The following is a 19,809-nucleotide window of genomic DNA, read 5'->3' on the forward strand; positions in this document are numbered from 1 at the left end:
ACCTCCTATATTCTGTCCAGATTGATGCTCGCGTGCATGCTGCACTTTCTGTAATTATCCATTTCCGTATTGATGCCGTACTTTTGCATGATCTCATAAAAGCCTTTGGTCAGTTTCACATAATAATCCAGGGAAGGCGTGGTCTGCTTAAAAAAGATGGAATTCGGCACCACGTTCCACACATCATGCTTTAGCCCCACACCATGGGAAGCCAGTTCTTCCGCAAGTTCAAAATCTGCCTTTAATGCCTCTTCCTCCGTCGCAAAGCCATTCGGTTTCGCAAGTTCCACACCGCTCACGATCCCGGTATTCACCTGCCCCTTTCCAAATATTTCAACCGCTTTGTATAACCGGCGCTTCCACTCATCAAATGAAATGTGCGCCGCTTTCCCCGGGCATACCCACTTGTAGATCGTCTCATCAAACACTTCCAGATCGGTCGTATAACTGGTAAGTCCCGTCTCCTCGTACAGACGGGTCAGCTGTCTTTCGTTCAGGGCCGTACTGTTTACCTGACTCGGAAATTTTTTGGTCGTAAACGCTGTTCCGACCGCCTGTAAGGCATTGATATAAGCCTGCAGTTCATCCTCACAGAGTTCGGTTCCGCTTAAAATACTTCCCCCGGTTAAAACCACACCGGTAAAACGCCCTTTTTCTTTTTTAAGTTCCTGCATTACCTCACGGATCTCTTCACTGTTTACCTGTTCATTGGCACATCCTTTGTACTTTGCGCCTGCTGCCCCGATCCCGCAGTACTTGCAGCCCTGTCCCGGCTTATCCCAGAAGTGGCAGTATTTGTTTACGGAAAGAGAAAACCTCTGGGGTCTGGCATCCACCACTTCCTGCATCGGCGTGCCAAAGCTGGTCTTTTTATCATAAAATTTCGGTTTTTCCCAGTAGATCACTTCATCTATGATCCGGTCGTCATCTACGAGAACGATCCGGTCATCCACCACATCCACCAGATATGGCTCCCTGCTGTTTTTTGTCCGCTTTGCGGTCGAAAAAACAAAATGCGTTATGATACTGGTTCCATCCCGCAAAAGCAGCGATGCCGGTGCCAGACGTTCCCCATACGGGTCGGTCTGATGTATCGCCGGATCCACCTTATCCAGTGCCGCGTCCGTGTACTCGACGCCTCTGCGCTGTACATCGATCTGAGTGATCACAAATGGGGACACCGTCGGATATTTCTTTTTGATCTCCCAGTAGCTTTCTTCTTTTTTTCTCCAGTCTTTGTCGATCTCTACTGCCATTCCCTCTCACCTCCATCCAGATTCTTTTTGATCTCCTCCACTTTATCCAGACGTTCCCACGGAAGATCGATATCTGTTCTTCCGAAATGTCCATATGCCGCCGTCTGCCGGTAGATCGGACGTTTCAGATCGAGTTCGCTTATGATCGCTTTTGGTCTTAAATCAAAGACTTTTTCAATGACCTCCGTGATCTTTTTTTCGGTGAACTTTCCGGTTCCAAACGTATCGACCGCAATGGATACCGGCTTTGCCACTCCGATAGCATACGCAAGCTCAATCTCGATCTGATCCGCCGCCCCTGCCGCAACCAGATTTTTTGCCACCCAGCGCGCCGCATAAGCTGCGGAACGGTCAACCTTCGTCGCGTCTTTTCCGGAAAATGCACCGCCGCCATGTCTGCCGGTTCCACCATAGGTATCGACGATGATCTTTCTTCCGGTCAGTCCCGCATCGCCCTGCGGGCCGCCGATCACGAAGCGTCCGGTCGGATTTATGTAATATTTCGTTTTCTCATCGAAAAGTTCTTCCGGAAGTACCTCGTGAATGACATATTTTAATATGTCCTGCCGGATCCTTTCCTGTGTGACTTCTTCGCTGTGCTGCGTGGAAACCACGACCGTATCAATCCGCTTTACCTTATCCGCATCATCAAATTCCACAGTCACCTGCGCCTTTCCATCCGGTCTTAAATATGGTAGCGTTCCGTCTTTTCTGACCTTTGCGAGCTGTCTCGTCAGCCGGTGCGCAAAAGAGATCGCAGGCGGCAGATATTCCGGTGTCTCATTTGTTGCATATCCAAAAATAATGCCCTGATCTCCCGCTCCGGTTCCAAAATCTTCCGTTACACCTTCCTGCTTCGATTCATACGCCTGATCCACACCAAGCGCGATATCCGCGGACTGTTCATCGATCGAGGTCAATACCGCGATCGAGTCGGCATCAAATCCGCCTGCTGACCGGTCATAGCCGATCTCCCGTATGGTATCCCGCACCACCTTTGAAATATCCACATACGCTCTGGTTGAGATCTCGCCGACCACCAGGGCAAGCCCGGTTGCCACTGTCGTCTCCGCCGCCACACGCGCATCCGGATCTTCTTTTAATAATGCGTCCAAGATCGCATCGGAAACCTGGTCTGCGATCTTATCCGGATGTCCTTCTGTTACTGATTCTGATGTAAATAATTTTCCCATAATTTTTGCTCCTTTTTGTTTTGTTGTTTGATTTTTCTAAACTATAAAATTATGGGCGGTCATTTACAACGCAAAAACGTGAAACCGATTGCAGTGCCTGCTTAAAATTTTGCTTTTTTCCTGTAATTTCCAGTCAAAGCCCTCACTTTCCTTCCCTGTTTTTTTGCATATGTGAAAACGATGTCAGCCGCATTTTTCCCTGTTTCCGGCACAAAAATAAGATCCATTTTCCCGTCACCATCACAAAAAGAGATGCCCTCTTTCCGACAGACAAGTCATTTTTGACCTGTATGCCCGAAAGAGAGCATCTCTTTTATTGATATAAAGTAATCGGGAACTGCCCGTCATGGAGCAGTTACTGATTGCGCAAGACCTATTTCTTTGTAATGTAACCCTGTGCTTTTAAGAGCTCTGCACAAAGTACCGCTCCACCTGCTGCTCCACGGACTGTGTTATGGGAAAGTCCGATGAATTTCCAGTCATATACGGTATCCTCTCTCAGACGTCCAACGTTGATTCCCATACCGTTTTCGTAGTCAACATCGAGGGTTACCTGTGGACGGTTATCCTCTTCCATATAACGAATAAACTGCTTCGGTGCGCTCGGAAGTCCGAGTTTCTGCGGAACACCACTGTAATTTTCCAGTGCTGCGATCAGCTGTTCTTTTGTCGGGTTCTTTTTGAATTTTACGAATACCGCTGCGGTATGTCCGTTTAATACCGGAACACGGATACACTGGCAGGTGATGACCGGTGATTCTGCCGGAACGATCGCTTTTTTCTCAGGATCGATGTGACCCCAGATACGAAGCGGCTCTTTTTCTGATTTCTCTTCCTCACCACCGATGTACGGGATGATGTTTCCAAGCATTTCCGGCCAGTCTTTAAATGTCTTACCGGCTCCTGAGATCGCCTGATAAGTAGTCGCTACCACTTCATACGGCTCGAATTCTTTCCATGCGGTAAGAACCGGCGCGTAACTCTGAATGGAGCAGTTTGGCTTTACTGCAACGAAACCGCGCTTTGTGCCAAGTCTTTCTCTCTGATATTTGATGACATCCATATGCTCCGGGTTGATTTCCGGTACCACCATCGGCACATCCGGTGTCCATCTGTGCGCGCTGTTGTTGGAAACGACCGGTGTCTCAGTCTTCGCATAATCTTCCTCGATCTTTTTGATCTCTTCTTTTGTCATATCAACAGCGGAGAATACGAAGTCAACCTGTGAAGCAACCTTCTCTACCTCGTTTACATTCATGACAACGATGTTCTTTACCGCTTCCGGCATCGGAGTATCCATTTTCCATCTTCCGCCGACTGCTTCTTCATATGTCTTTCCTGCACTTCTCGGGCTGGCTGCGATCGTTGTCACCTCAAACCACGGATGATTCTCCAAAAGAGAAATAAATCTCTGTCCGACCATACCAGTTCCACCAAGGATGCCTACCTTTAACTTCTCGCTCATTACTACTAATCTCCTCTATTTTTCTTTCCTGTATTTCGTTCTAAGTGTCTCTGTGTTGCGGACACTTGTCTGCGTTAAAGTAATACTAATACATATCAGAGAAAAAAACAAGTCAAAATTTGTATGTTTAATATACAAATCTTTGTCAATTCTGCATAATAATTCGGATTTTATCTGGCAAGCAGCCTGTCTTCCCAATCCTTTTTCACGGTATCCTGCCAGTCATCTGCCAGAAATGCCTTTTCTTTTTCGATCGTCTGCTTCATCGCATCCACGCCGGGCGCACCGATTGTCAGTCTGGTGTTGACACAGGTCTCCATGGAGATCGCATCATAGATATCTTCCTCAAATACCGGACTGATCGCTTTTAATTCCGAAAGGCTCATCGCGTCGATCGGGATTTTTTTGTCCAGACAGTATAAAACGATACGTCCGACAATCCCATGTGCGTCGCGGAACGGAACTCCGTGTTTTACCAGATAATCTGCCGCATCGGTCGCGTTCGTAAATCCATGGTTCGCGCTCTCACGCATTCTGTCTTTGTTAAATTTCATTGTGGCAAGCATGCCGCGGAACAGCGCGAGACAGCCCTTTGCCGTATCCATCGCGTCAAAAGAAAGCTCCTTGTCTTCCTGCATGTCCTTATTGTACGCAAGCGGGATTCCCTTCATCGTGGTAAGCAAAGAAACCAGTGCGCCATAGACACGGCCGGTCTTTCCTCTGACAAGTTCAGCGATATCCGGGTTCTTTTTCTGCGGCATGATACTGCTTCCAGTGCTGTACGCATCATCGATCTCCACAAACTGGTATTCGTTGGAATTCCAGATGATGATCTCCTCGGAAAAGCGGCTTAAATGCATCATGATCGTGGAAAGCGCTGATAAAAACTCGATCAGATAATCACGGTCTGAAACACCGTCCATACTGTTTAACGTAGGTCCGTAAAAGCCGAGCAGCTCCGCTGTATATTCACGGTCCAACGGATATGTCGTTCCAGCAAGCGCACCGCTTCCGAGCGGACAGTAATTCATACGCTCATAGATGTCATGCATGCGCTGTCTGTCGCGCCCAAACATTTCAAAATAAGCCGCCATATGATGTGCCAGCGTGATCGGCTGTGCCTTCTGCAAATGGGTAAAGCCCGGCATAATCGTGTCCAGATTTTCTTCCATGATCTTTAAGATCGTCTCTAAAAGTTCTTTTAAGAGTTCATCGGTCTCTAACAGCTCTTTTCTGGTGTAAAGGCGCATGTCCAATGCAACCTGGTCGTTTCTGCTGCGTCCGGTGTGCAGCTTCTTTCCGGTATCGCCAAGGCGGTCGATCAGGTTTGCCTCAACAAAGCTGTGAATGTCCTCATACTTTGTGGAGATCTCAAGCTTTCCGCTCTCGACCTCCGAGAGGATCTCCTTTAACGTCTTTAAAATGTCTGCTTTCTCCTGCGCAGTCAGTATCCCCTGCTTTTCCAGCATGCAGACATGTGCCATGCTTCCCTCGATATCCTGTCTGTAAAATTTCTGATCAAATGTAATGGACGCATTGAAATTGTAGACCAGCTGATCGGTCTCCTTTGTGAAACGTCCTCCCCATAACTGTGCCATACTAATTTTCCTCGCTTTCTTTTCTTTTTTCTGCGATCTCCTCATCGCGCTGTTTTTTTGAAAACACACAGCCGCAGTAATACTGGCGGTACATGTCATATTCTTTTGAAATCTCTACGGAACGCTTATAGCCGTTCTTTTTTTTGAAATCCGACACCAGATACGGAATGCCATACTCCGCGCCCAGTCTCTCGCCGATCTCATTTAATTTTACGGAATTTTTTAAAGGACTGATGGAAAGCGTCGTGGTAAAATAATCAAATTTCTTTTCCTTCGCAAGCTTTGCCGTGCTCTCAAGCCTAAGCTTGTAGCACTCCATGCAGCGTGCGCCGCCCTCTTTGTCCTGCTCAAAGCCCTTCGCCATCTCATAAAAGCGCTCTTTGTCGAATCTTCCCTCCACAAATTTCACTTCGTGTTTCATCGGGAAACGCCGGATAAATTCCTGCTGTTCCGCCACACGTTTCCGGTACTCCTCATCCGGATAGATATTCGGATTGTAGTAATAGACCGTAATGAAAAAATATTCAGAAAGATACTCGAGCACATAACTCGAACAGGGTGCGCAGCAACTGTGCAAAAGCAGCGTGGGAATCCGGTTTTGCTCCTGATTTTCCCGAAGCACGCCCTCCATTTCCCTTTGATAATTTCTCTGATTCATAATTCACCTTTTTTGTATAACATACGATTCTTTATATTCTACCTTATCTAAAAAGAAATAGCAATCTCTGTTCTTTCGCATAAGATAAAAATATAACCCGATACTATTTTCTTTTGTAAATGAGGAATGGCTATGAATACTTTCATTGAATTTCAGGATGTATCTTTTTCCTATCATACCGTAAGCGGAGAAACGCCTGCTCTGCATCATATAAATTTTTCAGTGAACCGAAATGATTTTGTCGCGATCGTCGGTCCAAGCGGCTGTGGCAAATCCACGCTTCTTTCCATGCTCTGTGGTCTGATCCGGCCGGAGTACGGATCGATCAAGATAGACGGGATTCCGCTCTCCGGAAAGGACCTTACGTCCATCGGCTACATGCTGCAAAAAGACCAGCTGTTTGAGTGGCGCACGATCGAAAAAAATATTCTGCTCGGGCTTGAGATCCAGAAAAAACAAAATCCGGAAAGCCTTGCATACGCACAGACACTGTTAAAGACCTATGGTCTTTCTGATTTCCGGAATGCCAAGCCCTCCGAGCTTTCCGGCGGCATGCGCCAGCGTGCGGCACTGATCCGTACCCTGGTCTTAAAACCGGAGCTTCTGCTCTTAGACGAACCGTTCTCCGCGCTGGACTATCAGACACGTTTAAATACCGCAAATGATATCGGAAACATCATTAAAAAAGAGCATAAGACGGCGATCCTGGTCACACACGACATTTCCGAAGCGGTCAGCCTTGGCAGCCAGGTCGTTGTCCTGACCAGACGTCCCGCCACGGTAAAACGCGTCATCCCGGTTCAGTTTCCGTCCGGTCTCACTCCGCTGGAACGCCGGAACACACCGGAATTTAAAACTTATTTTAATCTGATCTGGAAGGAGTTAACTGAACATGCATGAACTTTCCGCAGCACAAATCGCATACATCAACCGGGAAAAGCGAAAAAATGTACGGATTTTCGTAAGCCGGATCCTGATTTTGATCCTCTTTTTCACCTTCTGGGAGCTCTCGGCTGATACCGGACTGATCGACTCATTTATTTTCAGCAGTCCACACCGGCTGATCCAGTGCTTTTTTTCCATGTTAAAACAGCAGGATCTGCTTTTTCATATCGGCATCACATTATTTGAAACACTGCTTAGTTTTCTGCTTGTGATCTTTTTCACACTGCTCATCACCATCTTGTTGTGGCGGAGCAAAAATGCCGCAAAGATTTTAGAGCCCTATCTGGTCGTCTTAAACAGCCTGCCGAAATCCGCGCTCGCGCCGCTTTTGATCGTATGGCTCGGTGCCAATTACAAAACGATCATTTTAACCGGAATGTCTGTCGCGATCTTTGGCTCCGTATTAAGCCTGTATACCGGCTTTGTCCACACCGACCCGGAAAAGATCAAGCTGGTGCGCACACTTGGCGGAAACCGGGCACACATCCTGTTTAAAGTAGTGCTCCCGTATAACATACCCGGACTTCTTGGCATTTTAAAGGTCAACATCGGTCTGTGTCTGGTCGGCGTCATCATCGGTGAATTTATTGCAGCAAAATGCGGGCTCGGCTACCTGATCATATACGGAAGCCAGGTTTTCAAACTCGACTGGGTGATCCTCTCCATTTTGATCCTCTGCGTGATCGCAACCGCTCTGTACGGTGCGATCGGCGGCATCGAAAAATTCTATTTAAAAAGACGGTAACCGCGTTGCACTCCTCCTAAAATTGTTGTATACTACCAAGCATAGACAGGAGGCAACAGATATGAAACGGGTAACAAAAAACACCACGATCGGTGAATTATTACAGCTTGATCCTGATATCGCTAATGTTTTAACCGGAATCGGCATGCACTGCATCGGATGTCCGTCTTCCCAGAGAGAGACGATCGAGCAGGCAGCAGATGTACACGGTTTGGACGCAGACGATCTGATCGAAGATATCATAGGATTTTTAGAAGCATAAAAGAACTGCAGCTTCACGGCAAAATGCCGTAACGCTGCAGTTCTTTTTTATTTTTCATCCGCGTAAACGCGCTCGATATGCATGGCAAGATAGCCGATCTCGATATCCGCCAGTTTGATATTTAAATGCTGTTCCAGATGTCTGCATACGGTTGTCGCGATCTGAAATGACGCAGGAAATTTCTGCTCCATATACTCATTCAGATCCAGCTTTAAGACTTCTCCCGTCATCGCCCGCGCCGCCATATATTTGATATGGTTCATCATACGGTTATAGGAGATGGTCTGCACATCAATATTTTTTCCGACATCTGCCTCGATCAGGGAAATACATTCCCGCACCGCCGCCGCGATCTGCATCGCACCGGACACTTTCTCATCACAGATGGACGAATGTACATGAAGCGCGATATAGCCGATCTCATCTTCATCCAGCAGAATCCCGTCTGCCTCCTCCAACAGTTTTCTTGCCAGAGTGGCAACTTTATACTCTTTATAAAACAACACCTGGATATCCTGATTTAACGGATTGCTGATCTGCTCTCCGTTCCGGATCCTTCTTGCCGCGAACGCAATATGATCCGCAAGTGGGAATAATATGCCCCGGTCAACCTTTCCAAATTCCTGTTTCGCACTGTCTAAAATCGCATCGGCGATCTCCAGATACTTCGGTTCTATCTCGCGAAGCAGTTCCCTTGCGCTTCCACGCTCGGAATCACTGCTCAGCGAATAAATCCGGCAGTCCTCCGTCGGCTCGATATATTCGCTTACCTTTCTGCCGAATCCGATCCCTTTTCCGAGCAGCAGGTATTCCCTGCTGCTCTTATCCATAATCGCCAGCACTGCGTTATGATTGAGTGCTTTGGTCACTCGGTACATATTCTTCCCCCTCCAGACGGCTTTTCTTTATTCGTAGATATCTACCGCAAAAAGATCCTCTCCTGCTTTTACCGCCCCTGTTTTTAATAATCTTACTTTTTCATTTTCCTTTAAATCGGTGCAAAGGATCGGAGAAACCAGTGATGGCGCATGCGATTTCACATAGTCCAGATCGATCTTCATGAGCGCATCGCCCTTTTTCACCTTCGCGCCTTCTTCTACCAGTATCTTAAAGCCCTCTCCGTTTAATTTCACGGTGTCGATACCGATGTGTAAAAGCATCTCCATACCGTCTGCTGTCACAAATCCGATCGCGTGATGTGTCGGGAAAATAAAGCTGATCTCGCCGTCTGCCGGTGCTTTGACTACCGGATCGGTCGGTTCCACTGCTGCCCCGTCACCCATCATTTTTCCTGCAAATCCTTCATCCGGTGCGGTCGTGATGTCACCCGCGATACCGTCAAACGGGCTTGCGATCACATAAGATGCCTTCTTTTTTCTGTTTTCTACTGTGTTTTCCTGCTGTGGTTCTTCCACATCGGACACGTCAAATGTGACTTCTTCTTCCGGCGCATGTTCTAGATAATCCTCAAGGTTCGATTTGATCACGGTAACCTTCGGTCCGTAAATGATCTGGACACCCTGTCCCTTATGGATCACACCGCTTGCTCCGGTCGCTTTTAACAATGCATCATTTACCTTTGCCGCCTCAAATACGGTACAGCGCAGACGGGTCGCGCAGCAGTCCACATCGGAAATATTTTTCTTTCCGCCAAGTCCTGCGCAGATCTGTGCGGAAAGTTCACCCTCCACATGTGCGCCATCCGCAGCTTTTCCACCGTTTTTCTTTGCTTCTACGTCTTTTCTTGTATATAATTTTACTTCGTCGTCGTTATCCTCACGTCCCGGTGTCTTGAAATTGAATTTCTTGATCAGGAAGGAAAACAGGAAATAGTATACCACAAAATAACCGATTCCGACAATCACAATCCATATCCAGCTGGTTTTTTTGTTTCCCTGAAGGATACCAAACAGGAACATATCGATCAGACCGCCTGAGAATGTCATTCCGACACCAACATTAAATACATGCATCAGCATATATGCAAGACCTGCAAATACACAGTGGATGATGTATAATACCGGAGCTACAAATAAGAACGTAAACTCGATCGGCTCTGTGATACCGGTGAGCATGGAAGTAAGTGCCGCAGAAAGCAACAGACCTGCGACTGCTTTTCTCTTTTCCGGTTTTGCGGTGCGGTACATCGCAAGTGCTGCTCCCGGAAGTCCGAAGATCATGAGCGGGAATTTACCGGACATGAATCTGGTTGCTGAAACTGCAAAATGCTCTACACTCGGATCAGCAAGCTGTGCAAAGAAGATGTTCTGCGCACCTTCGATCAGCTTTCCGCCAACTTCCATTGTTCCGCCGACACCGGTCTGCCAGAACGGAAGATAAAATACATGATGAAGTCCAAACGGGATCAGTGCTCTTTCCATGAAACCGTATACCCAGGTTCCGGCGTATCCGGATTCCAGTACCAGATTACCAACACTGTAAATCCCTTTCTGGATCGGCGGCCATGCGAAGAACATCAAAATACCAACTACTGTATAAGTCAGTGCTGAGATGATCGGCACAAATCTGGTTTCACCGAAGAACGAAAGCACCTGCGGCAGTTCGATCTTATAAAACCGGTTGTGCAGTGCTGCAACACCAAGTCCTACAATGATACCACCGAATACACCCATCTGTAAGGATGTGATCCCGCAGACATCCGCTGTCGCACCGCTTAACATGCTCTCAGTTCCGCCATTGATCGTGATCATGGCACTGATCGACGCATGCATGATGAAAAATGCGATCACCGCGGATAATGCCGCAACTTCTTTTTCCTTTTTTGCCATACCGATCGCGACGCCCATCGCAAACAGGATAGGCAGGTTGGCAAACACGATATTTCCCGCGTCATTCATGACCGTAAAGATCATGTACGGGATAGTTCCCGGACCCATTGCCTTTAAAAGTCCGTAAGTCTGGAGCATCGTTTCATTTGTAAACGATCCACCAATGCCAAGCAGCAGACCTGCTACCGGCAGAATTGCGATCGGAAGCATAAATGATCTTCCGACTCTTTGAAGCACTCCAAAAATTTTGTCTTTCATAGTTCTATACACACTCCTTCTCGGCATTTTATGTATGCCCTTGCTTCTAGTGTGTGCATTTTTCGTTCATTCTATATAACAAAAAAGGCACTAACATACATAAACACCTAAATTATTTATGTATAGTTAATGCCTGCTGACCAGTAACATACTATGCATATAGTATAACACCCATATTTGCATTTGTCCAGTTATTTTTGCTCTTTCTTTTTTCCGGCAGTCACGCGCCAGAGTGTAACGGAAAACAGCGCGAACACAAGAAGCGCGCCCCAGTTTCCGAGTGTTATCGTCCCGGACAGATCGATGGTATCCGCGACGCTTCCCCCTCCCGCCGGGATAATGGCGAGCACCGCAAGCAGAATCCCGATCAGTCCTTCTCCCGCGATCAGACCGGATGCATAAAGAATGCCTCTTCCGGTATCCCGCTTTTTCCGCTCGCAGTACCACCGGATCAGACCTCCTGCCATCATCGGTGTACTCAGATGTACCGGAAGATACAGCCCAACCGCAAACGGCAGAACCGGGATCTGTAAGATCTCCACGATGATCGCAAGGAACACACCGCAAAACACCAGAGTCCACGGAAGATTTCCTTCCATCACCCCTTCTACAACCATTTTCATCAGCGTTGCCTGTGGCGCCGGAAGTTCCGCAGAGCCGTAGCCCCACGCCGCATTCAGCAGATAGAGCACGCCGCCCGTTGCGAGTGCTGCCGCAAGGATCCCGAACATCTCTCCGATCTGCTGTTTTTTCGGCGTTGCGCCAACCAGAAATCCGGTCTTTAGATCCTGTGAGGTGTCACCCGCAAGGGCTGCAATGATACAGATCACCGACCCGATCGTGATCGCCGCCGTCATACCTGCCATACCGGTTTTCCCGAAAAATTTCAAAAGCATCGTAGAAAAAAGCAGGGTCGCGATCGCCATTCCCGAAACCGGATTATTGGAACTTCCAACCAGCCCCACCATACGCGAAGACACGGTCGCAAAAAAGAAACCGAACACAACAATGAGAAGCGCTCCCGGAAGTGTCACTGGGATCACCGGGATCACCCACATGAGAATGACCACAACAAGGATCCCGCCAAACACGACTGCCATGGGAAGATCTTCATTCTGCTCTCCTTCTTTTTCACGTTTTCCGTACATCCGGACTGCCTCACCAAATGTTCTTATAATAAGAGGAAATGTTTTCAAAAGACTGATGATCCCTCCTGCCGCAACCGCACCCGCACCGATATAACGGATATAGGTTCTCCAGATGCCCCAGGTTCCCTGTTCCAAGAAAAGCTGCCCGACCGAAATGTCCGCAGGATAAAGGATCATATTTCCGCCAAACAGCACAATTAGCGGCATCAGTACAAACCATGCCAGCGTGCCGCCCGCCATCAGATACGACGTCACCTTCGGTCCGCAGATGTACCCGACGCCGAGAAGTGCCGGCAGGACATCCATTCCAATACCGGCTCCCTTATATTTTTTCCAGGAGAAATCCACTTCACTCGGGAACAGCCGGAAGCCGTCCGCGATCAGCTTATACAGCGCAGAAAGTCCGAGACCTCCAAAAACGGTTCCCGCTTTCGCGCCGCCCTCCTCACCTGCCATCAACACCTCCGCGCATGCTTTTCCCTCCGGATACGGCAGTGTCTTATGCTCTTTTACGATCAGCGCCGAGCGCAGCGGTATCATAAAAAGCACTCCGATCACTCCGCCGATCAGTGCAATCAATGCGATCTCAAAAAAAGAAGGCGGCTCACTTCCCGTTTCGGATGCCCACATAAAGAGCGCCGGCAATGTAAAGATCGCGCCCGCCGCCACGGACTCTCCCGCTGAACCGATCGTCTGCACCATATTGTTTTCCAGCACGGAATCGCGTCTTAATACAACGCGGATGATCCCCATAGAGACCACTGCTGCCGGAATGGACGCGGATACCGTCATTCCGACGCGAAGTCCGAGATACGCGTTGGCTCCTCCAAAAATCACAGCGAGCAGTACTCCGATCGCAATCGCCGTTCCGGTAAGTTCACTTTTCCCGCCTTTTTTTCTTTTTTCGTTCATCCTGCATTTTCCTCCATGCCGCATATTTCCTTTTTTACTTAATATGCGCATTTTGGTACTGCCCTATACAGAAAAAATGCATACTCCGTCCGGCATGAGCCAGCCGTTTTCCACGCCATAGGAAAAGAGCATCTCCCGGCATTCCGGAAGTTTTACTTTTTCCTTCGATGCGTTCAGTCTCACTTCAACCGCCGGTTCACCCTCCATCTCTTTCCGGTAGCCGATCACGCGCGCATGCCCCGTATTCTGCCATATGATCTTTTCGCTTTTACAAGCTTTCTTTGTTTTCCGCAGCCGGATCAGTGTCCGGACTGCGTTGATCCGCTCATCATACGTTCCGCTTTCTATCTCATTCCATGGCATACAGCGTCTGCAATCCGGATCGAATCCGCCTTCCATCGCTATTTCCGTGCCATAATAAATGCAGGGACTTCCCTCCATGGTAAATAACAGCGCAAGCTGCCCGTAAAACCTGCCAAGCGATCCGACACGCGTAAACAGCCGTTCGGTATCGTGAGAATCCAACAGGTTAAACAGCACACGGTTCGTCTGCTTCATATAGAGCGAATAACAGCGGTTGACACTGTGTGAAAATTGTCCGGCTGTCCGGTTCTCATCATTAAAAAAGTCATGGATGCTCTCCACCAGTGGATAGTTCATCACCGAATCGTATTCGTCTCCACCTAACCACGCGATCGCGTCATGCCAGATCTCTCCTAAAAGAAACACCTCCGGTTTGATCTTTTTTAATACCTTTCGCAGTTCCTTTAAGAACAGATGGGAAACCTCGTTTCCAACGTCAAAGCGGATCCCGTCAATGTCCCACTCCCGGAGCCAGTAGCTGCAAAGATCCTTAAAATAAGCGATCACACCCGGATGGTTGGTGTTTAATTTCGGCATTCCGCCCGCAAACGCAAAAGAGTAATATCTGCCATCTCTTGTGTCATGCTTTTTCGTGTCAAGCGGCCACTGATTGATGAAAAACCAGTCGTAATATTCCGACTCCGGGCCGTTTTCTACCACGTCCTGCCACGGTGCGAACTGTTCCCCGCAGTGATTGAACACTGCGTCCAGCATAATGCGGATTCCCATGTCATGCGCTTCTTTCACGAGGGCTTTTAACTCCTCCTCATCCCCGAATGCCGGATCGATCTTATAGTAATCTGACGTATTATACTTATGATTGGAATCTGAGGCAAAGATCGGTGTCAGATAGATCCCGGTGATCCCAAGCTCTTTGATATAGGAAAGCTTTTTTCGGATCCCGCGCAGATCCCCGCCATAGACATCCAGATACTCGGTCTTTTCACATTTCCATTCTTTAGCGTACCACGGATCTCTTTTCGCATCCCCGTTACAGAAGCGATCCGGAAAGATCTGATACCACACCGTATCTTCCACCCAGTCAGGCACTTCATTGATATCCGCAGGATTCATCCATGGGAAAATGAAACACTGTTCCTTTCTTCCCGGAATTTCCATCCGCTCTTTCGTATAAACGCCATCCTCAAAGAAATAGACACATTCCTCACCGGCATGGATCTCAAAATAATATTTACAACGCTTGTAATCTGGTTTTACCGAGATCTCCCAGATCTTTTGATATTCCAGTTCCCTGCCCGGCTTCATCGGCACCGTCTCTCCGCTCCATTCTTCAGCTCCTCCGAGGATACCGGCGGAAAAAGGATCTCCAAAGCAGAGCAGCACCTCTGTCACCTCATATCCTGTCTTTATTTCTATTTCAAGATGATCTTTGTCAAGCGCATAACATTCGTTTAATGCCGCGCGGTGTGAAATCAATCCATATTCCATAAAAAAATACCTCCATTCTTCCTGCATCGTTCTTTTATATTGTAGGAAAAAAGAAGGCATTTTTCTAATCATTTTATTTTTTATACTGGTACAATCCTATCAAAATCAATTATTTGAGATACGCATCAAAGCTTCCCTTGTGGAAAACAAAAAGCTCATGCAACGCTCTTGTACATGCGATGTAAAATTCCTGTCTCGTGATCGGATTTTCTGTTTCCCGTCCCATATCGCAGACAACGACCGCATCGAATTCCAGTCCCTTCGCGAAGTATGCCGGCATCACGAGGATCCCTTCACAGTAGACCGTTGTCGTTTCTTTGATCAGTGTGACCGGAAGGTCTTTTTTCAAGCTGTCATAGACAAAGAGCGCTTCCACTTCATTCCGGCACAAAACTGCTGCCGTCCGGTATTTTGTCATATCAAGTTCCGCCACCGCATTCTGCACATCCGAAAGGACTGCCGCCCTGCTCCGCTCTTTTTTTACCACCGGTTCTTTTCCTTCCCGCTCAAACGGGACGATCCCGGTATCTCCGATGATATGGCTGCAAAACTCTGTGATCTCTTTTGTGGACCGGTAGCTTTTTGTTAAAGAAAGCAGTTTTGCTTCCGGGAAAACATGACTTAACATATAGCCAAGGAATGTCGGTTTTTCGCTTAAAAGCACCTGGTTCTTATCGCCAAGGATCGTCTTCGGACACGCAAACAGCCTTTTTAAAACCGCAAACTGGAATACGTTGTAATCCTGCATTTCATCAATGACCAGATGCCGGATCTGCGGAAAGCTTCCGCCAAAGCAGCGTACCTGTATGTAAAATACCGCCAGAATATCCTCATAGCAGATCTCTTTCCTGTCGTTCTGATAAACTGCCATCTGCGGCAATTCTTTTTCAAGTTCCCGCAGGAAGCGCAGATAGACATGTAACGGTCTCTCTTCTCCCATGCTGATCTTCGGACGCTGTTTTAAATAGGCATCCAGACACTTAAAATATGAGATCGACGACTTATAACGGATCCGCCGTACGCGCTCCGCCTCCATGTTCTTCGCATCGAGCACCGCATGGATCTGATCCCCCTTAAACTCATAAGGATCTTCCACGAAAAGCATATCTGCCAGAAGGTCATCAAATTCCTTTTCGATACAGTTGTCCTCACCAAGCTCCGGCAGTACCTCCGCAATATAATCCGAAAAGAAAGCATTCGGTGAAAGGATCATCACATTCTGCGTATTCAGCCGTTCCCTGTGGTTATACAAAAGCCATGCGATCCGGTGCAGCGCGATCACCGTCTTTCCACTTCCCGCGCAGCCGTCAATGACAAGCGTCTCCTCCGCCGCGTTTCTTATGATCTCATTTTGCTCTTTCTGGATCGTTGCCGCGATCTGTTTCATCTTGCTGCCATGGTTCTCACCGAGTTCCCTTTGAAGCACATCATCATCGATCCTAAGGTCTGTATCCAGCATATACTGCATCTTTCCCTCTCTGATCTGAAACTGCTTCTTCTCATCGATGACCCCCTGGAAAGTTCCCTCCGGTGCCTGATACTTTGCCGGTCCTTTCTCATATGCATAGTAAAGGGATGAGATCGGTGCTCTCCAGTCATAGACCAGCGGAAGTTTCCTCTCCTTCGGACGAAATCCGTTCACGCCGATATACACCGGAAGATGTTCCCCGTTTTCCTCATAGGTAAATCCCACCTTACCAAAGTAAGGCGTCTGTTCCAGCCGTTCCAGCGCCGCCAGATTTTTCCCGTAAAATTCCAACAGAAGGACATCCTGTTCCAGCGAATTTTTATTTTCAAGCAGTTCCTCCTCATCCATGTCCGCCGAGTTGTCCCAGACAAACTGCTTTTGCTCTTTGATCTTTTTATTTCCCTCCTCGATCACGGTCCGAAGCGCTTTTACCTGCTCTTTGATCTTTTGCTCCGTATGATCGAAATAGGCGAGTTCCTGTTCTCTTTCCTCTTTTTGCATAGATTCCTCCGTCTTATCCGTTACTGATATTTTTTCACAAAATTCCCCATGATCCATGCTGCAACCGGGACAATGCAGACACATCCGACCGCACTCATCATCACCGGAAACAGCATCTGGAAAAATGCCTTGGAATTTAATAACTGTCCAAACGTGTAGTGCAGCTCTTTCATTTCCAGATACATGAGAAGCGATTCTCCAAGCCCCGCAAACAGGAGTGTATTTACCGTAGTTCCTAAAATATTTCCGCCCATCCGGAAACCGGATGCCAGAAGCTCGCGTTCCGTCAGTTCCGGGTTTTTGCATTTCACTTCATAGACCGCGCTTGAAACCGCGATCGCCACATCGATGACCGCTCCGACGATCCCGACGATCACCATCGCCACCGCAGCCGCCGTCATATTGATGCTCACATGCCCTGCCAGCATTGCCGTCTCATCCTCATACATATTTAACTCATTATAGCCGCTGATCTTGGCACCATGCGCAACCAAAAGCGCAAGGAAAAAGATAAACACCGTCACCACAGCGAGGGATACAAGCGTTGCCCTTGTCTTCAGATTATAGCCATTCTGCACAAACAGGATCGTCACGCTCATGAGCGAAACGGTGATAAGGGTCACCAGATATGCCGGAAATCCATGCTCAAGTGCCTTGATGTCAAGTAAAAATACCACGACATTGATAAGCAGCGCGCCAAGGGAACGAAGTCCCCGGTCTCCGCCCAAAAAGACAAAAAGGATCACAAATACTGCTCCAAGAATCAAGATCATGCCAACTCCTCCTTTCCCTTTAAGAGCCGAACCGAAACCGCAAGACTGATCGGGATCGAGATCAGGATGGCGATCGATCCCATCAGAAACTGGATCAGTTCAAATGGAATATGAAATTTGAAGATTTCCGTAAATCCGTAATGATTGATCATCTTGATCAGTATCAGCGGGATCGAACCGCAAAAATAAGATAAAAGCAAAACATTGATCATCGTTCCCATAATATCATCTGCCACATGGCGGATCCCGTCATAAAGACTCTCCTTCGTGATCCCCGGATTCACATAAACCAGTTCTCCGGCTGTCGCTGTGATCGAGATCGCGACATCCATCACCGCGCCAAGCCCGCCGATCAGTACCTGGGCAAAAAACAGCATGCCGAACTGGCTGGTATTATTCAGATATTCCGTATATTCCATCATAAAATACTCCGGGTCACCCGCAAGCTTCAGTACCAAAAAATAAAACACGCCTGCCGCCGCAACGGTAAGGAGTGTGGCAAGCACTGCTGCCGCAGTCACCCTGTTCCAGCCGGAAACGATAAGAAGCGAGCACACCGCAAACAGGATCATCACAAGGATCGTGACCGGAAGCACATACGTCCCCTTTTCATACTGGCACAACGCCAGGTAAAACAACAGGATATTCACTCCGGCAGAAAGGATGGCCGCAATCCCCTTTTTCCCCGCCATCATGCACAAAAGATAGACGAATAACAGCAGCACTGCCAGTACATAGCTGTCCCGCTTCAGTCCGGTGATCTTGCCTTCCAGTTCATCCGCTTCCCCGGTAAGTGTCACAAATACCCGATCTCCCTTTTTATACTTTTCATCGACCGTCAGTGATCTGGAATAAAGATTCTTTAATGTGATCGTCTGTCCCTTATGCGCTCCGTTTAAGATCTGCGCCTCTAGCGTCTGCTCATACATCGTTCCGTCTTTTTCTTCCGACACCACGGTCTCTGCCTGCCTGATCTTTACGACGGTCTCTTTATATAGGAAAGCATCATGTGCCAGACCGATCAGTAACATCACACTGACTGCCAGATAGATCAGTGAAAAATATAGTTTCTTCATAGATGTCACACCTCCTGTTGTTTTCTCTGTTTTTATTATATCACATCCGGCAAATCCGAGGAACCTTTTGTTCTCTCCGGATTGTTTACCCGTTTCATGATATTTTTTATTATTAACTTGCATTTATGTATTTTTCTTTATTTATAAGAAAAAATCAATTATTTTATCTGTCTTTTTCAGACTTTTCTCTTGTATCATCCACAAAAAGAAGTTATTATTTTCTTAGAGAGTAGTTCTAAAATTCGTGTTATATTTTCATTACTAGGAGGCGATCTGTCATGATGATCTGTTACAATTCCAAAAGCCGTCGTATCAGCATGATCCAGGAGATCTTACAGAGTCAGGCTGCAAAAGACGACAAAACACTGACCGAAAAGTTAAAAGAAGAGCTGCGTCAGCTCACAGCCTCACTTACACCACAGGCAAAAGCCTGACCGCAGAAAAGAAGGGACACATGCAGACATTTAAAACGCATGTGTCCCTTCTTTTTTAGTCTCCTTTTCATCCAAGGCCATTTTGTCTCAGGTACGATAAATATAACAGCGGACGATCACTGCCACAAAATAAAGCAATGCCGCCATCAGTCCGAACAGCGCCCCTCCTCCGATCACGCCGGCGATGATCTGTGCCGCCACGATCAAAAGATGCACGAAGATCGGCAGATCATAAAAACATCTCGCCAGAATCACTTCTAGCAGTGCCAGAATGCAGACCGGAACGACCGACACCCCGCACGCAAAGATCCCAACTACCACAAAGATCACTGCCATAAGGATCAGTCCCGCAACCGCAACGGTGTACTGCTCTGAGCTGCGTCTTCTCTTCTTCCGGTTCTGCCGCTTTCTTTTGTTTTCCGCCCCCGTCATAAACTCTTTTATCTCGTCTTTTCCTGTATTCTGGTTCATAGTATGCTGTCTCCTTTTGTATATACCTCTGTCACATGATTGCAT

The 19,809-nt window shown here is 47.6% G+C and carries 16 protein-coding genes and 1 pseudogene; 4 read left to right on the forward strand and 13 right to left on the reverse strand.

What is annotated here, in order from left to right:
- Positions 1-5: 5 nt before the first annotated feature.
- From H8Z76_RS04625 to H8Z76_RS04645, 5 genes are all read right to left on the reverse strand, one after another.
- Complete coding sequence (locus H8Z76_RS04625; RefSeq protein ID WP_186981782.1) at positions 6-1,256, reverse strand: radical SAM protein; 1,251 nt, start codon at positions 1,254-1,256, stop codon at positions 6-8.
- Complete coding sequence (metK, locus tag H8Z76_RS04630; protein WP_186981783.1) at positions 1,247-2,449, reverse strand: methionine adenosyltransferase; 1,203 nt, start codon at positions 2,447-2,449, stop codon at positions 1,247-1,249. The genes H8Z76_RS04625 and metK overlap by 10 nt, the downstream gene beginning before the upstream one ends.
- A gap of 373 nt (positions 2,450-2,822) precedes the next feature.
- Positions 2,823-3,914: an aspartate-semialdehyde dehydrogenase gene (gene asd / locus H8Z76_RS04635; protein ID WP_147619686.1), complete on the reverse strand. Its 1,092-nt coding sequence runs from the start codon at positions 3,912-3,914 to the stop codon at positions 2,823-2,825.
- 170 nt (positions 3,915-4,084) lie between these two features.
- Positions 4,085-5,512, reverse strand: coding sequence for an argininosuccinate lyase (gene argH, locus H8Z76_RS04640; protein WP_022515078.1), 1,428 nt, complete (start codon positions 5,510-5,512; stop codon positions 4,085-4,087).
- Between the two features lies 1 nt (position 5,513).
- A complete protein-coding gene (locus H8Z76_RS04645) occupies positions 5,514-6,170 on the reverse strand; it encodes an epoxyqueuosine reductase QueH (RefSeq protein WP_147619688.1) in 657 nt (218 codons plus the stop codon).
- Positions 6,171-6,302: 132 nt separating this feature from the next.
- On the opposite strand from H8Z76_RS04645, the pseudogene H8Z76_RS04650 reads away from it, so the two are divergent.
- From H8Z76_RS04650 to H8Z76_RS04660, 3 genes and pseudogenes are all read left to right on the forward strand, one after another.
- Positions 6,303-6,807 (forward strand): annotated as a pseudogene (locus H8Z76_RS04650) (ATP-binding cassette domain-containing protein); the annotation flags it as partial.
- Between the two features lie 255 nt (positions 6,808-7,062).
- Positions 7,063-7,860: an ABC transporter permease gene (locus H8Z76_RS04655; RefSeq protein WP_186981785.1), complete on the forward strand. Its 798-nt coding sequence runs from the start codon at positions 7,063-7,065 to the stop codon at positions 7,858-7,860.
- A gap of 61 nt (positions 7,861-7,921) precedes the next feature.
- Positions 7,922-8,122, forward strand: a complete 201-nt coding sequence (locus H8Z76_RS04660; RefSeq protein ID WP_022515074.1) for a DUF1858 domain-containing protein — start codon at positions 7,922-7,924, stop codon at positions 8,120-8,122.
- Between the two features lie 47 nt (positions 8,123-8,169).
- On the opposite strand, the gene H8Z76_RS04665 is transcribed toward H8Z76_RS04660, so the two are convergent.
- The 7 genes from H8Z76_RS04665 to H8Z76_RS04695 form a co-directional block, all read right to left on the reverse strand.
- Positions 8,170-9,000, reverse strand: coding sequence for a PRD domain-containing protein (locus tag H8Z76_RS04665; RefSeq protein ID WP_186981786.1), 831 nt, complete (start codon positions 8,998-9,000; stop codon positions 8,170-8,172).
- Positions 9,001-9,027: 27 nt separating this feature from the next.
- Positions 9,028-11,169 (reverse strand): PTS transporter subunit IIABC, encoded by a 2,142-nt coding sequence (locus tag H8Z76_RS04670; protein WP_186981787.1) that lies wholly within the window; start codon positions 11,167-11,169, stop codon positions 9,028-9,030.
- A 191-nt stretch (positions 11,170-11,360) separates the two neighbouring features.
- A complete protein-coding gene (locus H8Z76_RS04675; protein ID WP_186981788.1) occupies positions 11,361-13,229 on the reverse strand; it encodes an OPT family oligopeptide transporter in 1,869 nt (622 codons plus the stop codon).
- 63 nt (positions 13,230-13,292) lie between these two features.
- Positions 13,293-15,041, reverse strand: coding sequence for a glycoside hydrolase family 13 protein (locus H8Z76_RS04680; RefSeq protein WP_186981789.1), 1,749 nt, complete (start codon positions 15,039-15,041; stop codon positions 13,293-13,295).
- A gap of 109 nt (positions 15,042-15,150) precedes the next feature.
- Complete coding sequence (locus H8Z76_RS04685) at positions 15,151-17,010, reverse strand: HelD family protein (protein ID WP_186981790.1); 1,860 nt, start codon at positions 17,008-17,010, stop codon at positions 15,151-15,153.
- A 20-nt stretch (positions 17,011-17,030) separates the two neighbouring features.
- The gene (locus tag H8Z76_RS04690) at positions 17,031-17,783 is read right to left on the reverse strand and encodes a YibE/F family protein (protein ID WP_186981791.1); all 753 of its coding nucleotides are present in this window, start codon (positions 17,781-17,783) and stop codon (positions 17,031-17,033) included.
- Positions 17,780-18,859 (reverse strand): YibE/F family protein, encoded by a 1,080-nt coding sequence (locus H8Z76_RS04695; protein WP_186981792.1) that lies wholly within the window; start codon positions 18,857-18,859, stop codon positions 17,780-17,782. The genes H8Z76_RS04690 and H8Z76_RS04695 overlap by 4 nt, the downstream gene beginning before the upstream one ends.
- A gap of 278 nt (positions 18,860-19,137) precedes the next feature.
- On the opposite strand from H8Z76_RS04695, the gene H8Z76_RS04700 reads away from it, so the two are divergent.
- Positions 19,138-19,293: a hypothetical protein gene (locus tag H8Z76_RS04700; protein WP_022515066.1), complete on the forward strand. Its 156-nt coding sequence runs from the start codon at positions 19,138-19,140 to the stop codon at positions 19,291-19,293.
- An 87-nt stretch (positions 19,294-19,380) separates the two neighbouring features.
- Here H8Z76_RS04700 and H8Z76_RS04705 read toward each other — a convergent pair whose 3' ends face one another.
- On the reverse strand, positions 19,381-19,764 hold the full coding sequence (locus tag H8Z76_RS04705; protein WP_186981793.1) for a hypothetical protein: 384 nt from the start codon (positions 19,762-19,764) through the stop codon (positions 19,381-19,383).
- Between the last annotated feature and the right edge of the window lie 45 nt (positions 19,765-19,809).

This window comes from Roseburia yibonii, assembly GCF_014297335.1.
In the GTDB taxonomy this organism is placed as follows: domain Bacteria; phylum Bacillota; class Clostridia; order Lachnospirales; family Lachnospiraceae; genus Roseburia_D; species Roseburia_D yibonii.